This is a genomic window from Serratia sp. 14-2641, from assembly GCF_001692375.1.
In the GTDB taxonomy this organism is placed as follows: domain Bacteria; phylum Pseudomonadota; class Gammaproteobacteria; order Enterobacterales; family Enterobacteriaceae; genus Chania; species Chania fonticola_C.
Genome location: NZ_LXKR01000039.1, coordinates 167 through 19298, shown reverse-complemented (window position 1 = coordinate 19298; position 19132 = coordinate 167). Strand labels below are relative to the sequence as shown.

General features: G+C 54.1%; 20 protein-coding genes. 11 read left to right on the top strand and 9 right to left on the bottom strand.

The window, feature by feature from the left end:
- Positions 1-8 precede the first annotated feature (8 nt).
- Positions 9-611 (bottom strand): LysE family translocator, encoded by a 603-nt coding sequence (locus tag A6U95_RS14520; RefSeq protein WP_021808042.1) that lies wholly within the window; start codon positions 609-611, stop codon positions 9-11.
- 117 nt (positions 612-728) lie between these two features.
- On the opposite strand from A6U95_RS14520, the gene A6U95_RS14515 reads away from it, so the two are divergent.
- The 6 genes from A6U95_RS14515 to A6U95_RS31705 all read left to right on the top strand — a co-directional run bounded on the left by A6U95_RS14515 (position 729) and on the right by A6U95_RS31705 (position 4829).
- Positions 729-1709 carry a hydrolase gene (locus A6U95_RS14515; protein WP_065684958.1) on the top strand — a complete coding sequence of 327 codons (981 nt, stop codon included), beginning with the start codon at positions 729-731 and terminating at the stop codon, positions 1707-1709.
- On the top strand, positions 1706-1939 hold the full coding sequence (locus A6U95_RS14510) for a YheU family protein (RefSeq protein ID WP_024530813.1): 234 nt from the start codon (positions 1706-1708) through the stop codon (positions 1937-1939). The genes A6U95_RS14515 and A6U95_RS14510 overlap by 4 nt, the downstream gene beginning before the upstream one ends.
- Positions 1940-2090: 151 nt before the next feature.
- Complete coding sequence (locus tag A6U95_RS14505) at positions 2091-2960, top strand: phosphoribulokinase (RefSeq protein ID WP_021808045.1); 870 nt, start codon at positions 2091-2093, stop codon at positions 2958-2960.
- Between the two features lie 629 nt (positions 2961-3589).
- Positions 3590-4063, top strand: coding sequence for a hypothetical protein (locus A6U95_RS14500; RefSeq protein ID WP_065684957.1), 474 nt, complete (start codon positions 3590-3592; stop codon positions 4061-4063).
- Between the two features lie 5 nt (positions 4064-4068).
- Positions 4069-4671 carry a LuxR C-terminal-related transcriptional regulator gene (locus A6U95_RS14495; RefSeq protein WP_065684956.1) on the top strand — a complete coding sequence of 201 codons (603 nt, stop codon included), beginning with the start codon at positions 4069-4071 and terminating at the stop codon, positions 4669-4671.
- A gap of 32 nt (positions 4672-4703) precedes the next feature.
- Positions 4704-4829, top strand: a complete 126-nt coding sequence (locus A6U95_RS31705) for a hypothetical protein (RefSeq protein ID WP_255518683.1) — start codon at positions 4704-4706, stop codon at positions 4827-4829.
- 313 nt (positions 4830-5142) lie between these two features.
- Here the strand turns inward: A6U95_RS31705 and A6U95_RS14490 are convergent, their stop codons facing one another.
- Entirely contained in the window at positions 5143-6321 is a 1179-nt protein-coding gene (locus A6U95_RS14490; RefSeq protein ID WP_065684955.1) for an amidohydrolase, read from the bottom strand.
- A 5-nt stretch (positions 6322-6326) separates the two neighbouring features.
- Complete coding sequence (locus tag A6U95_RS14485; protein WP_065684954.1) at positions 6327-7517, bottom strand: MFS transporter; 1191 nt, start codon at positions 7515-7517, stop codon at positions 6327-6329.
- A gap of 192 nt (positions 7518-7709) precedes the next feature.
- Between A6U95_RS14485 and A6U95_RS14480 the strand changes: the two genes are divergently transcribed.
- Positions 7710-8618 carry a LysR substrate-binding domain-containing protein gene (locus A6U95_RS14480; protein WP_065684953.1) on the top strand — a complete coding sequence of 303 codons (909 nt, stop codon included), beginning with the start codon at positions 7710-7712 and terminating at the stop codon, positions 8616-8618.
- A gap of 2 nt (positions 8619-8620) precedes the next feature.
- On the opposite strand, the gene A6U95_RS14475 is transcribed toward A6U95_RS14480, so the two are convergent.
- A complete protein-coding gene (locus tag A6U95_RS14475; RefSeq protein ID WP_065684952.1) occupies positions 8621-9028 on the bottom strand; it encodes an OsmC family protein in 408 nt (135 codons plus the stop codon).
- Positions 9029-9409: 381 nt separating this feature from the next.
- On the opposite strand from A6U95_RS14475, the gene crp reads away from it, so the two are divergent.
- Positions 9410-10042, top strand: a complete 633-nt coding sequence (crp, locus tag A6U95_RS14470) for a cAMP-activated global transcriptional regulator CRP (RefSeq protein WP_005969523.1) — start codon at positions 9410-9412, stop codon at positions 10040-10042.
- A gap of 56 nt (positions 10043-10098) precedes the next feature.
- Positions 10099-12174: a YccS/YhfK family putative transporter gene (locus tag A6U95_RS14465; RefSeq protein ID WP_065684951.1), complete on the top strand. Its 2076-nt coding sequence runs from the start codon at positions 10099-10101 to the stop codon at positions 12172-12174.
- A gap of 42 nt (positions 12175-12216) precedes the next feature.
- Here the strand turns inward: A6U95_RS14465 and A6U95_RS14460 are convergent, their stop codons facing one another.
- Together A6U95_RS14460 and A6U95_RS14455 are read right to left on the bottom strand one after the other, a co-directional pair.
- Positions 12217-13434 (bottom strand): aspartate aminotransferase family protein, encoded by a 1218-nt coding sequence (locus tag A6U95_RS14460; RefSeq protein WP_065684950.1) that lies wholly within the window; start codon positions 13432-13434, stop codon positions 12217-12219.
- Positions 13435-13528: 94 nt separating this feature from the next.
- Entirely contained in the window at positions 13529-14104 is a 576-nt protein-coding gene (locus tag A6U95_RS14455) for an aminodeoxychorismate synthase component II (RefSeq protein ID WP_065684949.1), read from the bottom strand.
- A gap of 217 nt (positions 14105-14321) precedes the next feature.
- Here A6U95_RS14455 and A6U95_RS14450 point away from each other — a divergent pair, with 217 nt between their 5' ends.
- Complete coding sequence (locus A6U95_RS14450; protein ID WP_037376694.1) at positions 14322-14681, top strand: type II toxin-antitoxin system RelE/ParE family toxin; 360 nt, start codon at positions 14322-14324, stop codon at positions 14679-14681.
- The gene (locus tag A6U95_RS14445) at positions 14665-14988 is read left to right on the top strand and encodes a DNA-binding transcriptional regulator (RefSeq protein WP_065684948.1); all 324 of its coding nucleotides are present in this window, start codon (positions 14665-14667) and stop codon (positions 14986-14988) included. The genes A6U95_RS14450 and A6U95_RS14445 overlap by 17 nt, the downstream gene beginning before the upstream one ends.
- A gap of 238 nt (positions 14989-15226) precedes the next feature.
- Here the strand turns inward: A6U95_RS14445 and A6U95_RS14440 are convergent, their stop codons facing one another.
- The 3 genes from A6U95_RS14440 to A6U95_RS14430 all read right to left on the bottom strand — a co-directional run.
- Positions 15227-16753 (bottom strand): helicase HerA-like C-terminal domain-containing protein, encoded by a 1527-nt coding sequence (locus tag A6U95_RS14440; protein ID WP_065684947.1) that lies wholly within the window; start codon positions 16751-16753, stop codon positions 15227-15229.
- Between the two features lie 137 nt (positions 16754-16890).
- On the bottom strand, positions 16891-17616 hold the full coding sequence (gene btsR, locus A6U95_RS14435; protein ID WP_021181680.1) for a two-component system response regulator BtsR: 726 nt from the start codon (positions 17614-17616) through the stop codon (positions 16891-16893).
- The coding region (locus A6U95_RS14430; RefSeq protein WP_065684974.1) for a sensor histidine kinase at positions 17616-19132 on the bottom strand (1517 nt) is incomplete at its 5' end. The genes btsR and A6U95_RS14430, both read right to left, overlap by 1 nt.

Genomic DNA, 19132 nt, shown 5'->3' with positions numbered 1-19132 from the left:
GCGTTCCCTCAATGCCAAATCAGTAATACACAGGCGGCGGTTAGCAGCCCCATCGACACGTTAAAGATAATCCAGGCCTTCTTGCTGCGCAGCAGGCGGCCAATCACCGTACCAAAACCTAACCAGATAATCCCAGCCACGATATTGACGGCAAAGATACCGAAGGCGATAGCCAGAATGGAGTGGTTGTATTTATCCCCCGCCAGGCTGAAGCTCGCCACCGCCCCTAGCGCCATCAGCCAGGCCTTGGGGTTAAGGAATTGCAACAGCCAGCCTTGGTACAGACGCACCGGCTTTGGTGGCGGCGCGTCGGTTTCCAGCTTTTCATAGGCCGCCGTCGCCACTTTCCACGCCAGCCACAACAGATAAAGGCTGCCGAGGATTTTCAAGATCAGGTGCAAGGAAGGATAAATCAGGATCAACCCACCAACGCCAAATGCCACCAACACCAGGATACTTTGCATGCCCAGCATGATGCCGATCATCAGCCATAATGAACGCATAAAGCCGAAATTGGCACCTGAGGTGGTGAGCAACATATTGTTGGGGCCAGGGGTGATCGCGGCCACCCACAGGAAGCCTAGCATCGAAAGAAATAAACTCAGTTCCATGAAGCGGGTGCTCCTCACCCAAATGACTTTTTTGCAGTATGATTGCTAATACATGTGTTTGAAGCTAACAGTGCGGTTCGGATCACACAATAGCCGCCAACAAGAATTTTATTCATTATGTATGAATCCTTTCGCCCCCTGACCGGGGCCAGTAATCCACACCTGCAAACCCTGCTGCCACGGCTGGTGCGCCGCCGCGTACTGCTGCAACCTCATTGGCAGCGGCTGGAGTTGCCGGACGGCGATTTCGTCGATCTGGCCTGGAGTGAAGATCCGCAACTGGCGCGCGATAAACCTCGCGTGGTGCTGTTCCATGGGTTAGAGGGTAATTTTTACAGCCCTTACGCACATGGGCTGCTCAATGCCTGGCGCGAGCAAGGCTGGTTGGGCGTGGTGATGCATTTCCGTGGTTGCAGCGGTGTGCCCAACCGTAAGCAACGTATCTACCATTCCGGCGAAACGGAAGATGCCCGCTTCTTCCTGCGCTGGCTGCGTGACAGCTTTGGCGAAGTGCCAACGGCGGCGGTCGGGATTTCTCTCGGCGGCAATATGCTGGCCTATTATCTGGCCCAACAGGGCAATGACAGCCTGCTACAGGCGGCTGTGGTTGTTTCCGCCCCGCTGATGCTGGAACCTTGCTCAATCCGCATGGAACAGGGATTCTCACGCGTTTATCAGCGCTACCTGCTGGGCCAACTCAAGCAAAATGCCACCCGCAAGCTGCTGCACTATCCAGGCACCTTACCGTTGGATTTGTCGCAACTGAACAAGCTGCGGCGCATTCGCGAGTTTGATGATGTGATCACCTCGCGCATTCACGGCTTCAGCGACGCGGTCGATTACTATCGCCGCTGCAGCGCCCTGCCGCTGTTGCCGCAGATCACCACGCCGCTGCTGATCATTCACGCTAAAGACGATCCGTTTATGACCGATGCGGTGATCCCCGACCTCGCCAGCCTGCCGCCTAATATCGAATATCAGCTGACGGAGTGCGGTGGTCACGTCGGCTTTGTCGGCGGCACCTTGAAAAAACCGCAAATGTGGCTGGAGCAACGTATCCCAGCCTGGCTTTCTCCTTTTTTGGAACCCACCAAGTGATTATTCCCTGGCAAGACATTGAACAAGAGACCCTCAACAGCCTGATCGAATCCTTTGTATTACGCGAAGGAACCGACTACGGCGAGCACGAACGTTCGCTGGAACAGAAGGTCGACGACGTGCGCCGCCAGTTGAAAAGCGGCGAAGTAGTACTGGTGTGGTCAGAGCTACATGAAACCGTCAACATCATGCCTCGCGGGCAGATCCGCGCCGGGCAGGAGGAAATTTAGTCTTATTGCATGCTATGACTGAGGGAAAAAATCAGGTAACAATGCAGTATTGCAAACCAACGCGCACAATTTCGCCTTGGGCGAAAGGGCATCAGCCATACTAAAAATCTTATTCTGAGCCTGCGCATTTAATACGGAGTGACCCTCGATCATGTCTGCCAAACATCCCGTTATCGCGGTGACCGGTTCCAGCGGAGCCGGCACCACCACCACCAGCTTGGCGTTCCGCAAGATTTTTCAGCAGCTAAACCTGCGCGCCGCCCAGCTGGAAGGCGACAGCTTCCACCGCTACACCCGGCCGGAAATGGATGCGGCAATCCGTAAAGCCCGCGATATGGGTCGCCATATCAGCTACTTCGGCCCGGAAGCCAACGACTTTGGCCTGCTGGAGCAGAGCTTTATCGAATACGGCAAGAACGGCACCGGCCGCTCACGTAAATATCTGCATACCTACGACGAGGCAGTGCCTTACAATCAGGTACCGGGCACCTTCACGCCTTGGGAGCCACTGCCCGCCCCGACGGATGTCCTGTTCTACGAAGGGCTGCACGGCGGCGTAGTGGCCGATCAGATCGACGTAGCCAAACATGTCGATCTGCTGGTCGGCGTGGTGCCGATCGTCAACCTGGAGTGGATCCAGAAGCTGATCCGCGATACCGGCGAGCGTGGCCATTCACGTGAAGCGGTGATGGACTCGGTGGTCCGTTCGATGGAGGATTACATTAGCTACATCACGCCACAGTTTTCGCGTACCCATATCAACTTCCAGCGCGTCCCGACGGTGGATACCTCCAACCCGTTTGCCGCCAAGGCGATCCCCTCTTTGGACGAAAGCTTGGTAGTGATCCACTTCCGTGGCCTGGATCAGATCGACTTCCCTTACCTGCTGGCAATGCTGCAAGGATCGTTTATCTCGCATATTAATACGCTGGTGGTGCCTGGCGGCAAGATGGGGCTGGCAATGGAACTGATCATGGCACCGCTGGTGCAGCGGCTGATGGAAGGCAAGAAAATCGAGTAAAGTCATCATACCCGTCGTCTGCGTTAATACCGGCACATAGCTATTCGGGCCCATCCGTGGGCCTTATCCTTTTTAGAAAGACAATCAACTCGTCATCAGAAACAGGCACCCTCTTTTTTTGATATTGCGATGAGCTGGATAATCAGCTTATTTCCTACGACTAATTCCTCCCGAATAACCTACACCGCCTTGTTTTACATTCAAAGCGACTAGCTGTTTCATAATAGCCAAGATAAATGACTCGAAATTCAGTGCTCTTTCATGGAGGTTGTTCCTTAACTCCCGCATCGGTTCGTTTATACATCTCTCTTCAAAGGGGTTAAGATTAGCTTAAGAAAGCCACTATCTTATTGTTTTTTAATTAATTAATAAAAACCACAGACAAAGAAATGTCTTTAGGTGAGTTTTGTTTTTTTATTAATAGAGTAAATGTATCTCTTCCCGTAGTGGCTGTTGATAATGCAAACAGACATTAATTCAATACTGAATCAAGACAACGTTAATTTAACTACTTCGCTCATAGCGCTATTGCGTACTGGCCCTTTTACAACCTTTGGTGAGGGCTTTTTTTTAACATGTCACTGGCAAGTCGCCGTGGTGGAGATACTGATAAATATAGGAAAGTAACTATGGGTAATAAAAATATCGTAATTATATCCCCTTACGCCTACATGGCGGCAGCGGTGGAAGCTATGCTCGAGCGTGAGGGGGTACATTACCGCCTTACACCATTGTTGATACCTATGATTTATCCACAATCCCCCCTTTTTCAGGCGGGCTGGCTAAAACCGGATACGGTTGTGCTTCATGTCACAAAGGGTGTAACGAATTCCGCATGTCGTACTCTCGACAGCTTCTATGCCACCTGCTCACCTGAATGGCGAACACTTATCCTATTCGATACGGAAACCGCTTATCAGTTGTCGACCCTGCCGTGTGTCTGCCAACAGGCCGACGCGATCCTTAGCAGTGCAACCCCATTGTCAATATTGGCCTCAATTTTGCTGAAACAAGACTCTTTTTTACCTTCACCTCAAAAGAATCTCAGGAATTTTTCCCGTGAGACTCGCCCGGGTACTAATACGCTTCGCTGGAGGGCGTAATAAAGATGACTTCATTGACTCAAGAAACAACACCGAGGCAGACAGTAGTCCTGGTGCATCAATGTCCTTTTACGCGCCAGGGGCTGAAGGCGCTGCTGTCGCCGGCCTATGATGTGATTGATGCTGAAGATATTTGTGATCTTGAGAAAGAACTTGTCTCTGTAGATCTGTTGTTGTTATCACCACAACTTTTTCCTCCGGGCCGTATGAGAGAAGTAGAGCAGTTCATGAAACGGATATACCAACATCACCCACAGTGTTTGGTATTGCTCACATTGGAGACAGCTGACATGTCCTACATACGGTATTTAATCAGTCCGTTCAAAGTGGTAGGTGGCTTAGACCTCTCTTACTCGGTGTCGGCATTGCGCTTGCAGCTCGAGGCCATTCTAACCGGGAAAGAACAACCCTCTTTGCCCTTTGAGTGGCAGGGGTTAAGTTCTAGAGAATACGCGGTCCTCAGCGCCCTTATATCAGGAAATAGACCGGTGCAAGTAGGTAAATCTTTGGGAGTAAACGTCAAGACAGTCAGCCATTACAAACTCCAGGGATTAAAGAAGTTAGGTGTGCGTAATATGCAGGCCTTTCTATTATCACCTTATTTTTAAAAGTCTATGACAGTGAAGATGGAGAACACACGATGATGAGAAATAATGGCGGAAATACCAATCAGCCGTGGGTCAGCGTATCTCTGCAGGGAAAAGGGAGGCTCAATAACATCCCTGAAAGTTACACCAATTACGCCATGCATGTGCGTTCCCTGTAATGATTATGTTCATTAGGGGGGAACAAGCGGTGTTTTCTCAGCTGGCTAAACAGGCATCAGAGAGAGAACGCGAAGAAGTGTGGGGAGAGGCACAGAATTTATGGTTTCTTGCGTCCCTGAAGGCCGCCTCTTGCGAGAATCGAGCCTGGGCAACCTGCCGATCTGAGTTTTGTCGTCGAAGATCAGAACGGCAGGGGATGCCCATAAGCGAATTACATCTAGAGATAGGCTAAGCAACAGATTTGTACATCTGACACTGCGTATCGGTGAAGCTATAGGCGCGGAAAATTTCTTAGTACCGCGCCCACCGTTGTTAACGCATCAACAGATGGCGGATAAAACCGACGTGCAGTTTCACCCCAATCTGCATCGCCGCCTCGTCCAGTTTAAAACGGGGATTATGCACGCCGTAGGTGGCACCGATCGCCTCGTTACCGCTGCCGATAAACAGGAAGCACCCCGGCACTTTCTCCTGATAGGAGGAGAAATCCTCGCTGCCAAACATCGCGGAGGTCAATTCCCGCAGCGCCTTTGGCCCCACGGCTTCGGCCACCACCTCACGCGCAATCGCGCAGGCATCAGGGTGGTTATTGCCGATGGTATAGCCACGCGTCCAGTCAACCTTGTAGCTGGCACCGTGCGCCTGGCTGATCCCAGCGACGGTTTGCTCTACCAACAGCGGCACTCGCTCACGTACTTCCTGGTTATGAGTGCGTAGCGTTCCCGCTAGCCGCGCGCTGTCTGGGATGACGTTATAGCTGTCACCCGCCTGGAAGGTCGCCACCGTCAACACCGGTGCATTTAACGGATCCAGCTTACGTGCCACGATCTGCTGCAAAGCGCTAACGATCTCCGCACCAATCGGCACCGGATCGATACACAGATGCGGCATCGAGCCATGCCCCCCCTTCCCCTGCAGCACAATATCGAAGTTATCGCTGGAGCCACTGAATACGCCCTGCTTCATCCCTACCTCACCGGTCGGGAAGTTGGGCATGACATGCAGGCCGAAGATCATCTTCACGCCATCCAGAACCCCTAAATCCACTAGCTGTTGGGCCCCGCCCGGTGGCACTTCTTCGGCATGCTGGAAGATAAAGCGCACTGAACCTTGCAACTGCGCCTGCAACTGGCAAAGCACGCTGGCCGCCCCCAGCAACATCGCGCTGTGGGCATCATGGCCGCAGGCATGCATCACCCCTGGCCGGGTAGAGCAGAAAGGTTCGTCGCTTTCCTCCTGGATAGGCAAAGCATCGATATCGGCGCGCAATGCATAGCACGGCCCCGGCGCTGTGCCCTGCAATTCGGCCACTACGCTATTTGGTGTAGGACGTGAGATCTTCAACGGGCCAAGGCTGGCCAACTGCCCGGCAATGTAATCTGCCGTCTGCGCTTCTTGGAATGACAACTCCGGATTGGCATGCAGGTGGCGGCGCCACTGCAATACCTGTTGTTCCACGCCAGCAATCAGCTGTTCAATGTTCATGTTCATACTCCTTAATTCAGTGCTGGTTGGCGTGCTTTGCCCGCCAATGGCAGGATCACCAGCCCGGAAACCACCATAGCCAGTGCCAAAAAGATAAACGTCGTCATGTAGTTGTGGCTGATGGTGATCAGATAGCCGATGGCGATAGGGGCCACAAAGCCACCCAAGGTGCCGCCGGTGTTAATCAGCCCCATTGCTGCACCCATCACTTCCGTAGGCAAGCGCTTCATCGGCAGGGTAAACACGGTAACGAACGAGGCCATCAGGAAGATATAACCCAGGAACAAGAACAGGCTGGCCGTCAGAGCTGATGCGCTGGTAAACACCAGCCAGATGCACAAGGCGCTGAGCAGAGAACTGAAGAAGATCACCCACGGCTCACGCCCTTGCAGGTAGCGCCCGACCAGCCAGCCGGTACCGAGTGAGGAGATCCAGATCCCCAGACCACCGGCGGCTACCACCATGCTGGAAACGTCAATTGGCATTCCCCGCTGCTGTACCAGGAATTTCGGCAGCCAGGCCATCAGGCCGTACGATGGGATGTTGATACAGAAGATCGCCACAAACAGCAGCACCACGATTGGGTTTTTCAGCAGGGCCTTATAGTTGGCTGCGGCGGCCCCAGCTTTGGCGGGTGCCGCCTGTGGCGGATTGGGAACCAGCCACAAGATGCAGGCGGCAATCACGAATGCCAACAGGCCAAGCGCAGAGAACGACCCACGCCAGCCGATGTGATCCAGGCAATAGACCGCGACCAGCGGCCCGACGGTCATCGCCAACCCGGCGGAGGACAGCAGAATGGACTGCGCGAAGGTGCGCTGTTCCAGTGGGAAATTCGCCACTACCGCCTTGGCGCAGGAACACGGATAGCCGGAGTGGCCAATACCGGACAGGAAGCGGAACGTCACCAGTAGGCCCAGGCCGAACCCCAGAATGCCGAAGCACAGGGCAAATCCCCCCAGCAGCAGTAACGAACTGCACAGCACTTTCTTAAAGCCAAAGCGGTCATTGAGCCAGCCCGCCGGTATCTGAAACAGGGAATACGCCAGGAAAAACATCCCGGTAATGTAGCCCAGCTGTTCCGGCTGTAGATTGAATTCGTGTTCGATAGGTAACAGCGCAAAACCCATCACGGTTTTATCGATGTACACCACGACATAGCCCACAAACAGCAAAAAAATCATTAGCGAACGATTTTTCATCGCCGATATCCCTTTAAGTTATCACCCAGGCAGCCCACCCGCAGGGCAGGCGTAGTTTAATAATGTGATCAAGGTCACTTTATAGTTTTAATAACAGTCACTTACAATAACATGCTGAAATTATCGCCTTTTGCCGAGCGGCATAAGATACAATTTTGTAAGGGGTGATGCTTTTTATTGATAGGGTGGGGAATGCGCTATTTACCGAAGTTACAACAGTTGAAAGTCTTCCAGCAGGTGATCCGCAGCGGCAGTATTCGCGGGGCGGCGCGCGCGCTGGAGCAGTCTCAGCCTGCCGTGAGCCGTACCATCCGTGAACTGGAACAGATCCTGGAAACCCAGTTGATCAATCGCAGCAGCCAAGGAATGACGCTGACCGAAACCGGCCGCGCCTTCGCCCTGCGAATGCAATTGATCCTGGAGGAATTGCAGCGCGCCGCCGACGAGATCCAGCAGTTGAATCAGCATTCGCAAGGTAACGTCGCTATTGGCTGCTCTTCGCTACTCGCCCTGACGGTATTACCGGATCTGGTCGAAGCCTTCAAACAGCCGTTTCCGCAGGCCAATCTGCTGATCCGCGAAGCACAGCTGTCTACGCTGCTGCCAGCATTGCGCGAAGGCCGCCTGGATTTTGCCGTGGGTACCGTCAGCCCGGAACTGCCGTTGGAGGATCTGGTGCGTGAACCGCTGTTCAACGCCTCTTTTTGCATTATCGCACGCCAGGGGCACCCACTGGCGCAGGCAACCTCGCTGGACGAACTGCGTGAGGCCAAGTGGTTATTACCGGAAACCGATATGGGGTATTACCAGCAGTTGCGCGCGATGTTAGGCACCTTCTATCAGCAATTGACCCGTTCGCCCATTCGCTCGGACTCTGTGACCTGTGGCTTGAACATGGTGTTAGAGGCGGATTATTTGACTATCGTGGCGCGGGCGATGAGTGCACCGTTCCATTTGCAGCATCGGCTGGTGGCATTGCCTATCGACACGCTGCCGCAGGCGCAATATTGCGTGCTGTATTCACAGAAATCGCCGCTAACCGTGACGGCACGGCGATTTCTTGATTTATTGCGTGCCCACTGCCTGCGCTACCCTTGGTAGGATCAGGCCACTTCGCGGATTTCGAAGCTGTGGGTGATGCTGGCGGCTTTACCCAACATCAAGGAGACGGAGCAGTATTTCTCGGCGGAAAGATCCACCGCGCTCTCCACAATCTTGTCGGTCAGCCCTTTGCCGGTGACGATAAAATGCAGATTGATATGGGTAAACAGACGCGGTGCTTCTTCACGACGCTCGGAGGTCAGTTTTACCTCGCAGTCACGCACATCGTTACGCCCTTTTTGCAGGATCGACACCACATCGATGGCGCTACAGCCGCCGACGGACATCAACACCATTTCCATCGGGCTTGGCGCTTTATCGCCCGCGTTGCCATCCATCAACACCTGGTGGCCGGACGCAGACTCACCCAGGAATGTCAGCCCTTCTACCCACTTAACTCTTGCCTGCATGTTACACACTCCGGTTAATTTCTTAAAAACAGGGTACGCTTTCGCATACATTCTGGCAACGTAACCTGATGCTAATCATGCTGAAGCGAGACAACACAAGACACCCGCCTCACTCTGTGCTACAAACAGAGCCGCAATAACTCTTTCCAGGTCACCGATTTCAGGGATACGTCCAAGGAAAGGCCCCTATATTGGTTTGTTAACAGAATGTAGCTTGCAGCTCTCCCTGCAAGTTAATATGCTAGAGCACAAGCGTATTTCTATAACACGCCTCAAAACCTGTTGATAGCCACAATTAAAACACCGGGCTATAAGCACGTTTTACAGGGAACTCTGACCCCTGTGATACAAGGCAGCGATAACAACAGAGGATAACAGCGAATGGTTCTCGGCAAACCGCAAACAGACCCGACTCTCGAATGGTTCCTGTCTCATTGCCATATCCACAAATATCCATCGAAGAGTACGCTGATTCACCAAGGTGAAAAGGCCGAAACGCTTTACTACATCGTCAAAGGCTCCGTCGCGGTGCTGATTAAAGATGAAGAAGGCAAAGAGATGATCCTGTCCTACCTTAACCAGGGGGATTTCATCGGCGAGCTAGGATTATTTGAAGAAGGCCAGGAGCGTAGCGCCTGGGTACGGGCCAAAACCGCCTGTGAAGTGGCTGAAATTTCCTACAAGAAATTCCGCCAGTTGATCCAGGTTAACCCGGATATCCTGATGCGCCTGTCCGCACAGATGGCTAACCGCCTGCAAGTCACCTCAGAGAAAGTGGGTAACCTCGCCTTCCTTGACGTTACCGGCCGCATTGCTCAGACCTTGCTGAACCTGGCAAAACAACCTGATGCCATGACTCACCCAGACGGCATGCAGATCAAAATCACCCGCCAGGAAATTGGCCAAATCGTCGGTTGCTCACGTGAAACCGTCGGTCGTATTTTGAAAATGCTCGAAGATCAAAACCTGATCTCCGCGCACGGCAAAACCATTGTCGTGTACGGTACGCGTTAATCCCCAGGGAAACGGTGCAGCAATGCGCCGTTTCTTTACCTACTGAATAGCCAACCATGTGGCGCCGCCTGATCTACCACCCGGAAGTCAACTACGCACTGCGGCAAACGCTGGTGTTGTGCCTGCCGGTGGCGTTTGGTTTGCTGATTGGCAACCTGCAACTCGGCATGCTGTTCTCGTTGGTGCCCGCCTGCTGCAACATTGCCGGGCTGGATACGCCACACAAACGCTTTTTCAAACGCCTGGTCGTGGGTGGATCCCTATTCGCACTCAGTAGCTTTCTGCTGCAACAAGCCCTGCTGTGGGACCTTCCCCTGCCCTTACTGATGCTGGGAATGGCGCTGTTGCTCGGCGTCAGCGGTGAGATCAGTCCGCTGCATGCCCGCCTGCTACCAGCCGCACTGGTTGCCGCCATCTTTTCCCTCAGCATGGTAGGCACCGTGCCAATCTGGCATGCCCCTTTACTGTATATCGTCGGCACCGCCTGGTACGGGTTGTTTACCTGGGCCTGGTTCAAGCTGTGGAAAGAGCAGCCGATGCGCGAATCCTTAAGCCAGCTGTATATGCAGTTGGCCGACTATTTTGAAGCCAAATACTCATTATTGACGCAACATACCGATCCAGAAACTGCCCTGCCGCCGCTGTTGCAACGCCAACAGAAAGTGATGGATCTGATCAGTCTGCTATACCAACAGCTTAATTTCCTGCCCCATGCCAATAACCTGGAGCAAAAGCGCCTGCAACGTACGTTTCAGGTGGCGCTCGATTTGCAAGAGCACATTACCGTCAGCCTGCATCTGCCGGAAGAAGTGCAAAAGCTGGTAGAGCAAAGCCAGGCCGAAGCGATTATCCGCCGCAACGCCCAGGTGATCGCCACGCGCCTGCGGGTGGTGGCCGACGATATTCTCTATCATCGGCACTCTGCGCGTTTCAGTATGAAGAATGAGCTGGCGGCGCTGGAAAAAGTGGCCTCACAGCACGCCGATAACCCGGTTGGTCAGTTCTGCTATTACCACTTCAGCCGCATCGCACGCCTGCTGCGCACCCAGCACCCGCTTTACCGTCGCAATCTGATGGCCAATCAGTCACGTCTGCCGTTCTGGCCCGCGGTGGTGAGCTATCTGTCGTTTAAATCCAACGCCCTGCGCAACGCAGCCAGGCTGGGGGTCATTCTGGCGGCAGGCAGCAGCCTGGGCATGCTGTTCAACCTGCCAAAACCCTATTGGATCTTGCTGACCATCATGCTGGTCAGTCAAAACGGCTATAACGCCACGCGGGTGAGGATCCAGCACCGTGCCCTCGGCACGTTGGCCGGGTTGGTGATTGCCGCCGGACTGTTGCAACTGCAGATGCCGGAGAACGTGACGTTGAGCATCATGTTGGCGATCACCCTGGCGGCCTATCTGATCCTGCGGAAAAACTACGGGCTGGCGGTGATGGGCTTTACCGTGACCGCCGTCTACACCTTGCAGCTCCTGGCGCTGAATGGCACCCATTTCCTGGTTCCCCGCCTGATCGATACCCTTATTGGCTGCGTACTGGTGTTTGGCGGCACGATCTGGCTATGGCCGCAGTGGCAGAGTGGCCTGCTGCGTAAAAACGCCCATCAGGCGCTAGAGCACGATCAGACGGCACTGCGATTATTGCTGGAAGAGCAGGAACCGGACCCCAGTGAACTGGCCTACACGCGTATGCAGGTCAACCAGGCGCATAACGCCCTGTTTACCTCACTCAATCAGGCGATGCAGGAGCCGGGGTTTGAATCGAATTATCTGGCAGATATGCGGCTGTGGATCACCCATAACCAGTTTATCGTTGAACACCTGAATGCGATGACCATTCTGGCACGCGAGCACTATATGCTGACGCCCAAGCTGGCTCAGGAGTATCTGCAAACCTGTGAGATAGCCTTGCAGAGCTGCCAGCAACGGTTGGAATATGACGGCCCAAGTACCAGCAACAGCATCATGAAGCCGCCGGACCTGCACCCTGATATGCCGATCACCGAGATGGAACGCCACCTGCGGCGGATCCTTTCTCACCTGACCGTGATGCATACCATTTCGTCACTGGCGTGGCGCCAGCGCCCACATCATGGGATCTGGCTGAAGCGCAAACTGCGGGAAAGCTGAGGTTGCCGGAGCCGATGCTGAAATTCGGCCCCGGTGAATGACTTAAGCCTTAATCACATCCTGTACGGCCAATTCGAACAGCGCCATGCCTTCCTCGATATCCTTCAGTTCAACCACCAACGAAGGCGCAAAACGGATCACGTTTGGCCCAGCGTTGAGGATCATCAAGCCACGTGCAGCGGCGGCAGTGAGAAAATCGCGCGCTTTGCCGTGATAGCCCGCCTTCAGTTCTGCACCAATCAACAGCCCCATGCCACGAATGTCGCTGAACACATCGTATTTTTTACCGATCTCCTGCAAAGCCTGAACAAACAGCCCGTGACGCTGCTCAATCCCGCTTAGCACCTCTGGCGTGTTGATAACGTCCAACGCTGCCTCTGCCACTGCACAGGCCAGTGGGTTGCCGCCGTAGGTAGTACCATGAGTGCCAACCTGCATCACCGAGGCGATATCTTCGGTAGTCAGCATCGCACTCACCGGGAAACCGCCGCCCAGCGCTTTGGCGGTGGTGAGGATGTCTGGCGTAATGCCGTAATGCATATAGGTAAACAGCTTGCCGCTACGGCCCATACCGCTTTGCACTTCATCAAATACCAGCAGCGCCTGATGTTGATCGCAGAGTTCACGCACGCCCTTGAGGAAGACAGGATCGGCGGCGGTAATGCCCCCTTCCCCCTGAATAGGCTCCATCACTACCGCACAGGTGTGATCGTCCATCACCGCTTTCACCGCGGCCAGATCGTTGAAGGGCACATGCACGATATCGGCCGGTTTCGGCCCAAAGCCGTCGGAATATTTTGGCTGCCCACCCACGGAAACGGTGAACAGCGTACGGCCATGGAAAGCGTTATTAAACGCGATGATCTTGGTCTTATACGGGCTATGACGAGTGATGGCGTAATGGCGAGCGAGCTTGAAAGCCGCTTCGTTAGCCTCTGCACCCGAGTTGGCGAAAAACACCCGGTCGGCGAAGGTGGCAGCGATCAATTTACTGGCCAGACGCAACGCAGGCTCATTGGTGAACACGTTGCTGGTATGCCACAAGGTTTCACCCTGCTGCTTTAAAGCCTCAACCAGTGCCGGATGGCAGTGCCCCAACGCAGTCACCGCGATACCACCAGAGAAGTCGATATACTCTTTCCCCTGCTGATCCCATACGCGGCTCCCCTTGCCCTTCACCGGCACAAACTGGGCGGGTGCATAAACAGGCAGGATAACCTGATCAAAGGTGCTGCGGGTGACTGCGGTTTTTTCGGTCATTACTGGCTCCAGGCGGCTAACTATTAAGTGAAAATATAATCACAAAATATGCATAAAAAACCAAACAAGGGCAAGCTTAAAAAGTCACTAACGGCTAACTTCCAAGGAAATTATCCAGCAGTTGGTGCCCCTGTTCGCTGAGAATGCTCTCCGGGTGGAACTGCACACCTTCCAGCGCCAGCGTCCGATGGCGGATCCCCATGATCTCATCACGTTCGCCGTCACGTTCGCTCCAGGCGGTCACCTCAAAGCAATCCGGCAACGTGGCAGCGTCCAGGATCAGCGAATGATAGCGGGTGACGGTCAGCGGATTATTCAATCCCTTGAACACGCCGAGATTATTATGGCGGATGGCAGAAGTTTTGCCGTGCATCACCTCCCGGGCGCTAACCACGTCGGCACCAAACGCCTGGCCCAATGCCTGATGCCCGAGGCAGACCCCAAGGATCGGCAACTTACCGGCAAAATGACGAATGGCAGCCAGCGAGATGCCCGCCTCGTTTGGCGTACAGGGGCCAGGGGAGATCACCAGATGCTGCGGTGCCAGCCGCTCGATATCGGCCAGTTGCAGTTCATCGTTACGCTTCACCAGCACTTCTGCACCCAGTTCGCAAAAGTACTGATAGAGGTTGTAGGTAAAAGAGTCGTAGTTATCGATCAGCAGCAGCATGTTTAAATTAACTTCGTGATTAAGGCTCGTTACGGTCGCCCGTATCAAATAGCTAGATAGCCGAGTTTATCTAACCTTCGCCGTTACACCTATAGCCACGTTCGAACAGTCCTCCATAAAGACGGCCAGTTTTGCTGATTTGAAAACGTTGAATCAGCCAAAAAAGAGAGTAATATAGCACTAAGTGCTATAGTTAAGGTAACAGGATGTCAACCTAATGCGCGTATTTAAAACCAAATGGTTTGCCAAAACGGCCGAATCTCATGGCATCAAAGATAGGGAATTATGTCGGGCTATTGACGCAGTGATAGAAGGGAAGGCCGATGACCTCGGAGGCGGAGTATACAAGAAGCGCCTAAGGGAGAATCGTGATCGCGCCATAATATTAGCCAAAGGCGGAGTGCATTGGTTTTACACGTTCCTGTATGCTAAACAGGATATGGCCAACATCGATAAACGTGAACTTGCTGGATTTCGAGAGTTAGCAAAGTACTATGCGGTACTTACAGATGAAAAGATTATGGCATTGATTACAAATAAAGAGCTGGTGGAGATTTGTCATGACCGCAAAAAGTAAATTCAAAAGTCCTGCGTTTGAAGCCATCCATAGTGCAGCTTCTGGGTTATTCAGCGTCGATGCCATCCCGCAGGAGACAATGCGTAGCTTCGATCAAGCCTGCATCAGCAACGTCAAAGATCTTCAACCACTTGAAATAAAAGCATTACGAGAAAATCTCAATGTCAGCCAGCCAGTCTTTGCCCGTTATCTGAACACCAGCGTTTCTACAGTCCAAAAATGGGAAAGCGGCGCAAAACGCCCCAGTGGCCTGTCGTTGAAGTTACTTACCGTGGTCCTGAAACATGGGCTTAAGGTGTTGATTTAATGGCTTGCTCAATCATCCAGTTTCACACCCAGCATCTTGGCAGTTTTAGGGCCTTGGTCTGGAAATTGCTCAGATGCTATCAGATAAATTTGTGAGGCAAGCCATTTCGCAGACACTGTCTGCGAAATCTACTCTGGCTGCCAAGCTGCGTACGGCTGGTGTAGTCTGCCAGGCTTGAAAGCGCTGGCAAAGCTAAACGGACGCTGCATGCAGCGCCCCAACGTTAAAGCTCACGGACCTACTTCTTGCGGCCACCCATGATCGAGCCTAAAACGCCGCGCAGGATCTGGCGGCCCAGATCGCGCGCCATACTCTTGGCGGCGGTCTGTACGATGCCGTCGTGTTTACCGCCGCGTGGACCCGTGGAACCAAACAGGATCTCGTTCAAGCCGCCCATCAAGCCACCGCCGCTTTCCTGCCCTGCGGCCGGTTTCTGAGCCGGTTGCCCAGGCTGTGGCGTACCCACAGTGGCAAAACCGCCTGCGGCCAGTTTTTCATAGGCAGATTCACGATCCACCATATCTTCATAACGGCCATAGAGCGGGGATTTATTGATGGCGCTGTTCATCCCTTCGGCTCCCAACATGCCCATTTTTGATTCAGGTGCGATCACCATCGCACGCTCCACCACGTTCGGCCGCCCTTTCTCATCCAGGAAGGAGACTAATGCCTCGCCCACGCCTAACTCGGTGATTGCCGTTTCCGCATCAAAGTCTGGATTGGCACGCATGGTTTGTGCCGCGGCCTTCACCGCTTTCTGATCGCGTGGCGTAAAGGCCCGCAGCGCATGCTGGACACGGTTACCCAACTGGCCCAGAACACTATCCGGGATATCCAACGGATTCTGGGTGACAAAGTAGATGCCCACACCTTTGGAACGGATCAGGCGCACCACCTGTTCAATTTTGGTCAGCAATGCCGGTGGCGCATCGTTAAACAGCAGGTGGGCTTCGTCGAAGAAAAACACCAGCTTTGGCTGTTCCGGATCGCCCACTTCCGGCAAATGCTCAAACAGCTCAGCCAGTAGCCACAACAAAAACACCGCATACAGCTTCGGCTGGTTAATCAGCTTATCCGCCGCCAGCAGGTTGATGATGCCGTGCCCGTTGGCGTCGGTTCTCATCAGATCGTTGATATCCAACATCGGCTCGCCAAAGAACTGATTGGCACCCTGCTGTTCCAGCGTCAGCAAACCACGCTGTATCGCCCCGATCGAGGCCGAAGAGATGTTGCCGTACTGGGTTTGAAACTGTTTGGCGTTATCCCCAACGTACTGCACCATCGCACGCAGGTCTTTCATATCCAGCAGCAGTAAGGCGTTGTCATCGGCGATCTTGAACACCAACTGTAATACTCCGCTCTGCACCTCATTCAGATCCAGCAGGCGGCCAAGCAGCAGCGGGCCAAGATCGGAAATGGTGGCACGGATGGGATGGCCCTTTTCGCCAAAAATATCCCAAGGGATCATCGAACAGGCTTGGGGTTGCCAGTCGGTAACGCCAATCGCGGCTAACCGCGCCTGCAACTTCTCGGAGGGAACACCTTCGGTCGCAATGCCTGACAGGTCGCCTTTAACGTCCGCTAGGAATACCGGAATGCCAATGCGTGAAAACTGCTCCGCCATCTTTTGCAGGGTGACCGTTTTACCCGTACCGGTTGCCCCGGTGATCAACCCGTGGCGGTTAGCCAGGGCAGGCAAAATGACCAGATCCTGTGCCGGTTTCCCGTCTTTCATCGCTTTGGCAATAATCCGTGCTTCGCTCATTTGCTGTTCCTATAACCCAGTACGGCGCGAATGCGCCCGTTGATATCATCAAGGCTATAAGCGAGAGGTAAACCCGTCAAGGACAAACAAAAAGGGCACCATTCAGGTGCCCTCATGCCAAACCGAGTCGCTTAACGTTATCCCCGTAACCCCAGTTCTTCTTTCAGCGATTTGAGATAGCGGCGGCTGACAGGGACTGGCTCCCCCACCGACATAATCATTTCCGCCGTGCCACTTTCTTCAAAACGGATCTCTTTGACCTGTTCAAGGTTCACCAGATATTGCCGGTGGCAGCGCACCAATGGCGTGCGGCTTTCCAGCGTGCGCAGCGTCAGCTCGGTAAAACACTCCATGCCGTCATTGCGTACCACATACACCCCGGTCGAGCGTGAGCGGATGGCAATCACCTCGTCGAAACGCAGCAGGTAAATCCGGCTGTGGCCGGTGCAGGGAATGTATTTCAAGTAGCCTGCGCTTTCATCCAACGCCGCAATATTCTGCGGAGCACGCCGTTGATGCAGGCGCTGCAAGGTTTTATTCAGCCGATTCGGCTCCGCCGGTTTCAGCAGGTAATCAAACGCATGCTGCTCGAAGGCTTGCACCGCGTATTCGTCATAGGCCGTCAGAAACACGATGTAGGGCATACGGTTCGGATCGAGCATGCCAACCATTTCCAGTCCGCTGATACGCGGCATCTGGATGTCCAGGAACACCACGTCCGGTTGCAAGCGGTGGATTTGGCTGATGGCCTCAATGGCATTGGCGCATTCACCAATAATGGTGATGCCCTCTTCCTCTTCCAGCAGGTGGCGCAGGTTATCGCGGGCAAAGGGCTCGTCATCAACAATCAGTACGTTCAACATCAAGCAGCCCTCGCCAAGGGAACGTTAAGGGTGATGCAGGTATAGGCTTCAGGTTCGCAGGTGACCTGTACACCGTAATCTTCACCATAGCGCACGCGGATACGCCGATCGACCAGGTTCATCCCCAACCCGCTGCCACCGGTTTGTTGACGGAACAGCCCGGCGTTATCCGTTACCTGCAACAGCAGGTGATCGCCTTCCAGGCGGGCACCAATATCGACACGGCCAATCCCCAACAGATGCGAAGTACCGTGCTTGATCGCATTTTCCACAATCGGCTGCAGCGAGAACGCCGGTAAACGCACTGCCAGCAACTCTTCCGGCAGCGAAACGGTGATCTCCAGCCGATCGGCAAAGCGGGCCTTTTCGATCTGCAGATAGGCGTTAACATGTTCAATCTCGTCCGCCAGGCTCACCTCATCGTCGGAACGTTTGAGGTTTTTGCGGAAAAAGGTCGACAGATACTGCACCAGTTCGCAGGCCCGGTCGCCATCGCGGCGGATCACCGCCACCAGCGTATTCAGGGCGTTGAACAGGAAATGCGGGTTCACCTGCGCATGCAGCAGTTTGATTTCCGACTGGGCCAGCAGCTGTTTATGGCGTTCATATTGCCCGGCCATGATTTGCGCCGACAGCAGGCTGGCAATCCCTTCCCCCAGCGTGCGGTTGATGGTGCTAAACAGCTTGGTCTTGGGTTCATACAGTTTGATGGTGCCAATCACTCGCTGATTTTCACCACGCAGTGGGATCACCAATGTCGAACCTAGTTTGCAATTGCCGTTGATGGAGCAGCAGTAAGAAAGCTCGTTGCCGTCGGCATACACCACCTCGTTGTTATCGATAGCGCGATGGGAGTGGACCGAGGAGATCGGCGTGCCCGGCAGATGGTGGTCGTCACCAATGCCGATAAAGGCCAGCAGCTTGTCACGATCGGTGATCGCCACGGCGCCTATGCCCAGCTCCTGATAGACCACCCGCGCCACCTTCATGCTGTTTTCCTGGTCAAACCCCTGGCGCAGAATACCCTCGGTACGTTCGGCAATCTTCAACGCCTTGGAGGAGAAGGCACTGGTGTATTTCTCAAACATCGCCCGCCGATCCAGCAGGATCTGCATAAACATGGCGGCACCGATGGTATTGGCGATCAGCATCGGCAGGACGATATGCTCCACCAGCAGCACCGCTTCGGGGAACGGACGCGCAACGATCAGGATAATCGCCATTTGCAGCACTTCCGCCACCAGCGCAATCCCGGCGACAAACAGCGGGTTGAACAGCAGATCGATACGCCCGCGACGCATGGCAATGCTATGCACAATGCCGCCAACCAGCCCTTCGGCCACCGTGGAGATCGCACAGGCAACGTCCGTCATGCCACCCAGTGTATAACGATGTAAGCCGCCCGTTAGGCCAACCAGGAAACCAACGGAAGGCCCACCCAGCAGCCCGCCCAACACGGCACCGATAGCGCGGGTATTGGCGATGGAGTCCTGAATCTGTCTCTTATACACATCTC

Excerpts from the sequence above, each read along its gene's own strand:
- A6U95_RS14520 (WP_021808042.1), bottom strand. The coding sequence starts at position 611 with ATGGAACTGAGTTTATTTCTTTCGATGCTAGGCTTCCTGTGGGTGGCC.
- A6U95_RS14515 (WP_065684958.1), top strand. The coding sequence starts at position 729 with ATGTATGAATCCTTTCGCCCCCTGACCGGGGCCAGTAATCCACACCTG.
- A6U95_RS14505 (WP_021808045.1), top strand. The coding sequence starts at position 2,091 with ATGTCTGCCAAACATCCCGTTATCGCGGTGACCGGTTCCAGCGGAGCC.
- A6U95_RS14500 (WP_065684957.1), top strand. The coding sequence starts at position 3,590 with ATGGGTAATAAAAATATCGTAATTATATCCCCTTACGCCTACATGGCG.
- A6U95_RS14495 (WP_065684956.1), top strand. The coding sequence starts at position 4,069 with ATGACTTCATTGACTCAAGAAACAACACCGAGGCAGACAGTAGTCCTG.
- A6U95_RS31705 (WP_255518683.1), top strand. The coding sequence starts at position 4,704 with ATGATGAGAAATAATGGCGGAAATACCAATCAGCCGTGGGTCAGCGTA.
- A6U95_RS14490 (WP_065684955.1), bottom strand. The coding sequence starts at position 6,321 with ATGAACATGAACATTGAACAGCTGATTGCTGGCGTGGAACAACAGGTA.
- A6U95_RS14485 (WP_065684954.1), bottom strand. The coding sequence starts at position 7,517 with ATGAAAAATCGTTCGCTAATGATTTTTTTGCTGTTTGTGGGCTATGTC.
- A6U95_RS14480 (WP_065684953.1), top strand. The coding sequence starts at position 7,710 with ATGCGCTATTTACCGAAGTTACAACAGTTGAAAGTCTTCCAGCAGGTG.
- A6U95_RS14475 (WP_065684952.1), bottom strand. The coding sequence starts at position 9,028 with ATGCAGGCAAGAGTTAAGTGGGTAGAAGGGCTGACATTCCTGGGTGAG.
- crp (WP_005969523.1), top strand. The coding sequence starts at position 9,410 with ATGGTTCTCGGCAAACCGCAAACAGACCCGACTCTCGAATGGTTCCTG.
- A6U95_RS14465 (WP_065684951.1), top strand. The coding sequence starts at position 10,099 with ATGTGGCGCCGCCTGATCTACCACCCGGAAGTCAACTACGCACTGCGG.
- A6U95_RS14460 (WP_065684950.1), bottom strand. The coding sequence starts at position 13,434 with ATGACCGAAAAAACCGCAGTCACCCGCAGCACCTTTGATCAGGTTATC.
- A6U95_RS14455 (WP_065684949.1), bottom strand. The coding sequence starts at position 14,104 with ATGCTGCTGCTGATCGATAACTACGACTCTTTTACCTACAACCTCTAT.
- A6U95_RS14450 (WP_037376694.1), top strand. The coding sequence starts at position 14,322 with ATGCGCGTATTTAAAACCAAATGGTTTGCCAAAACGGCCGAATCTCAT.
- A6U95_RS14445 (WP_065684948.1), top strand. The coding sequence starts at position 14,665 with ATGACCGCAAAAAGTAAATTCAAAAGTCCTGCGTTTGAAGCCATCCAT.
- A6U95_RS14440 (WP_065684947.1), bottom strand. The coding sequence starts at position 16,753 with ATGAGCGAAGCACGGATTATTGCCAAAGCGATGAAAGACGGGAAACCG.
- btsR (WP_021181680.1), bottom strand. The coding sequence starts at position 17,616 with ATGTTGAACGTACTGATTGTTGATGACGAGCCCTTTGCCCGCGATAAC.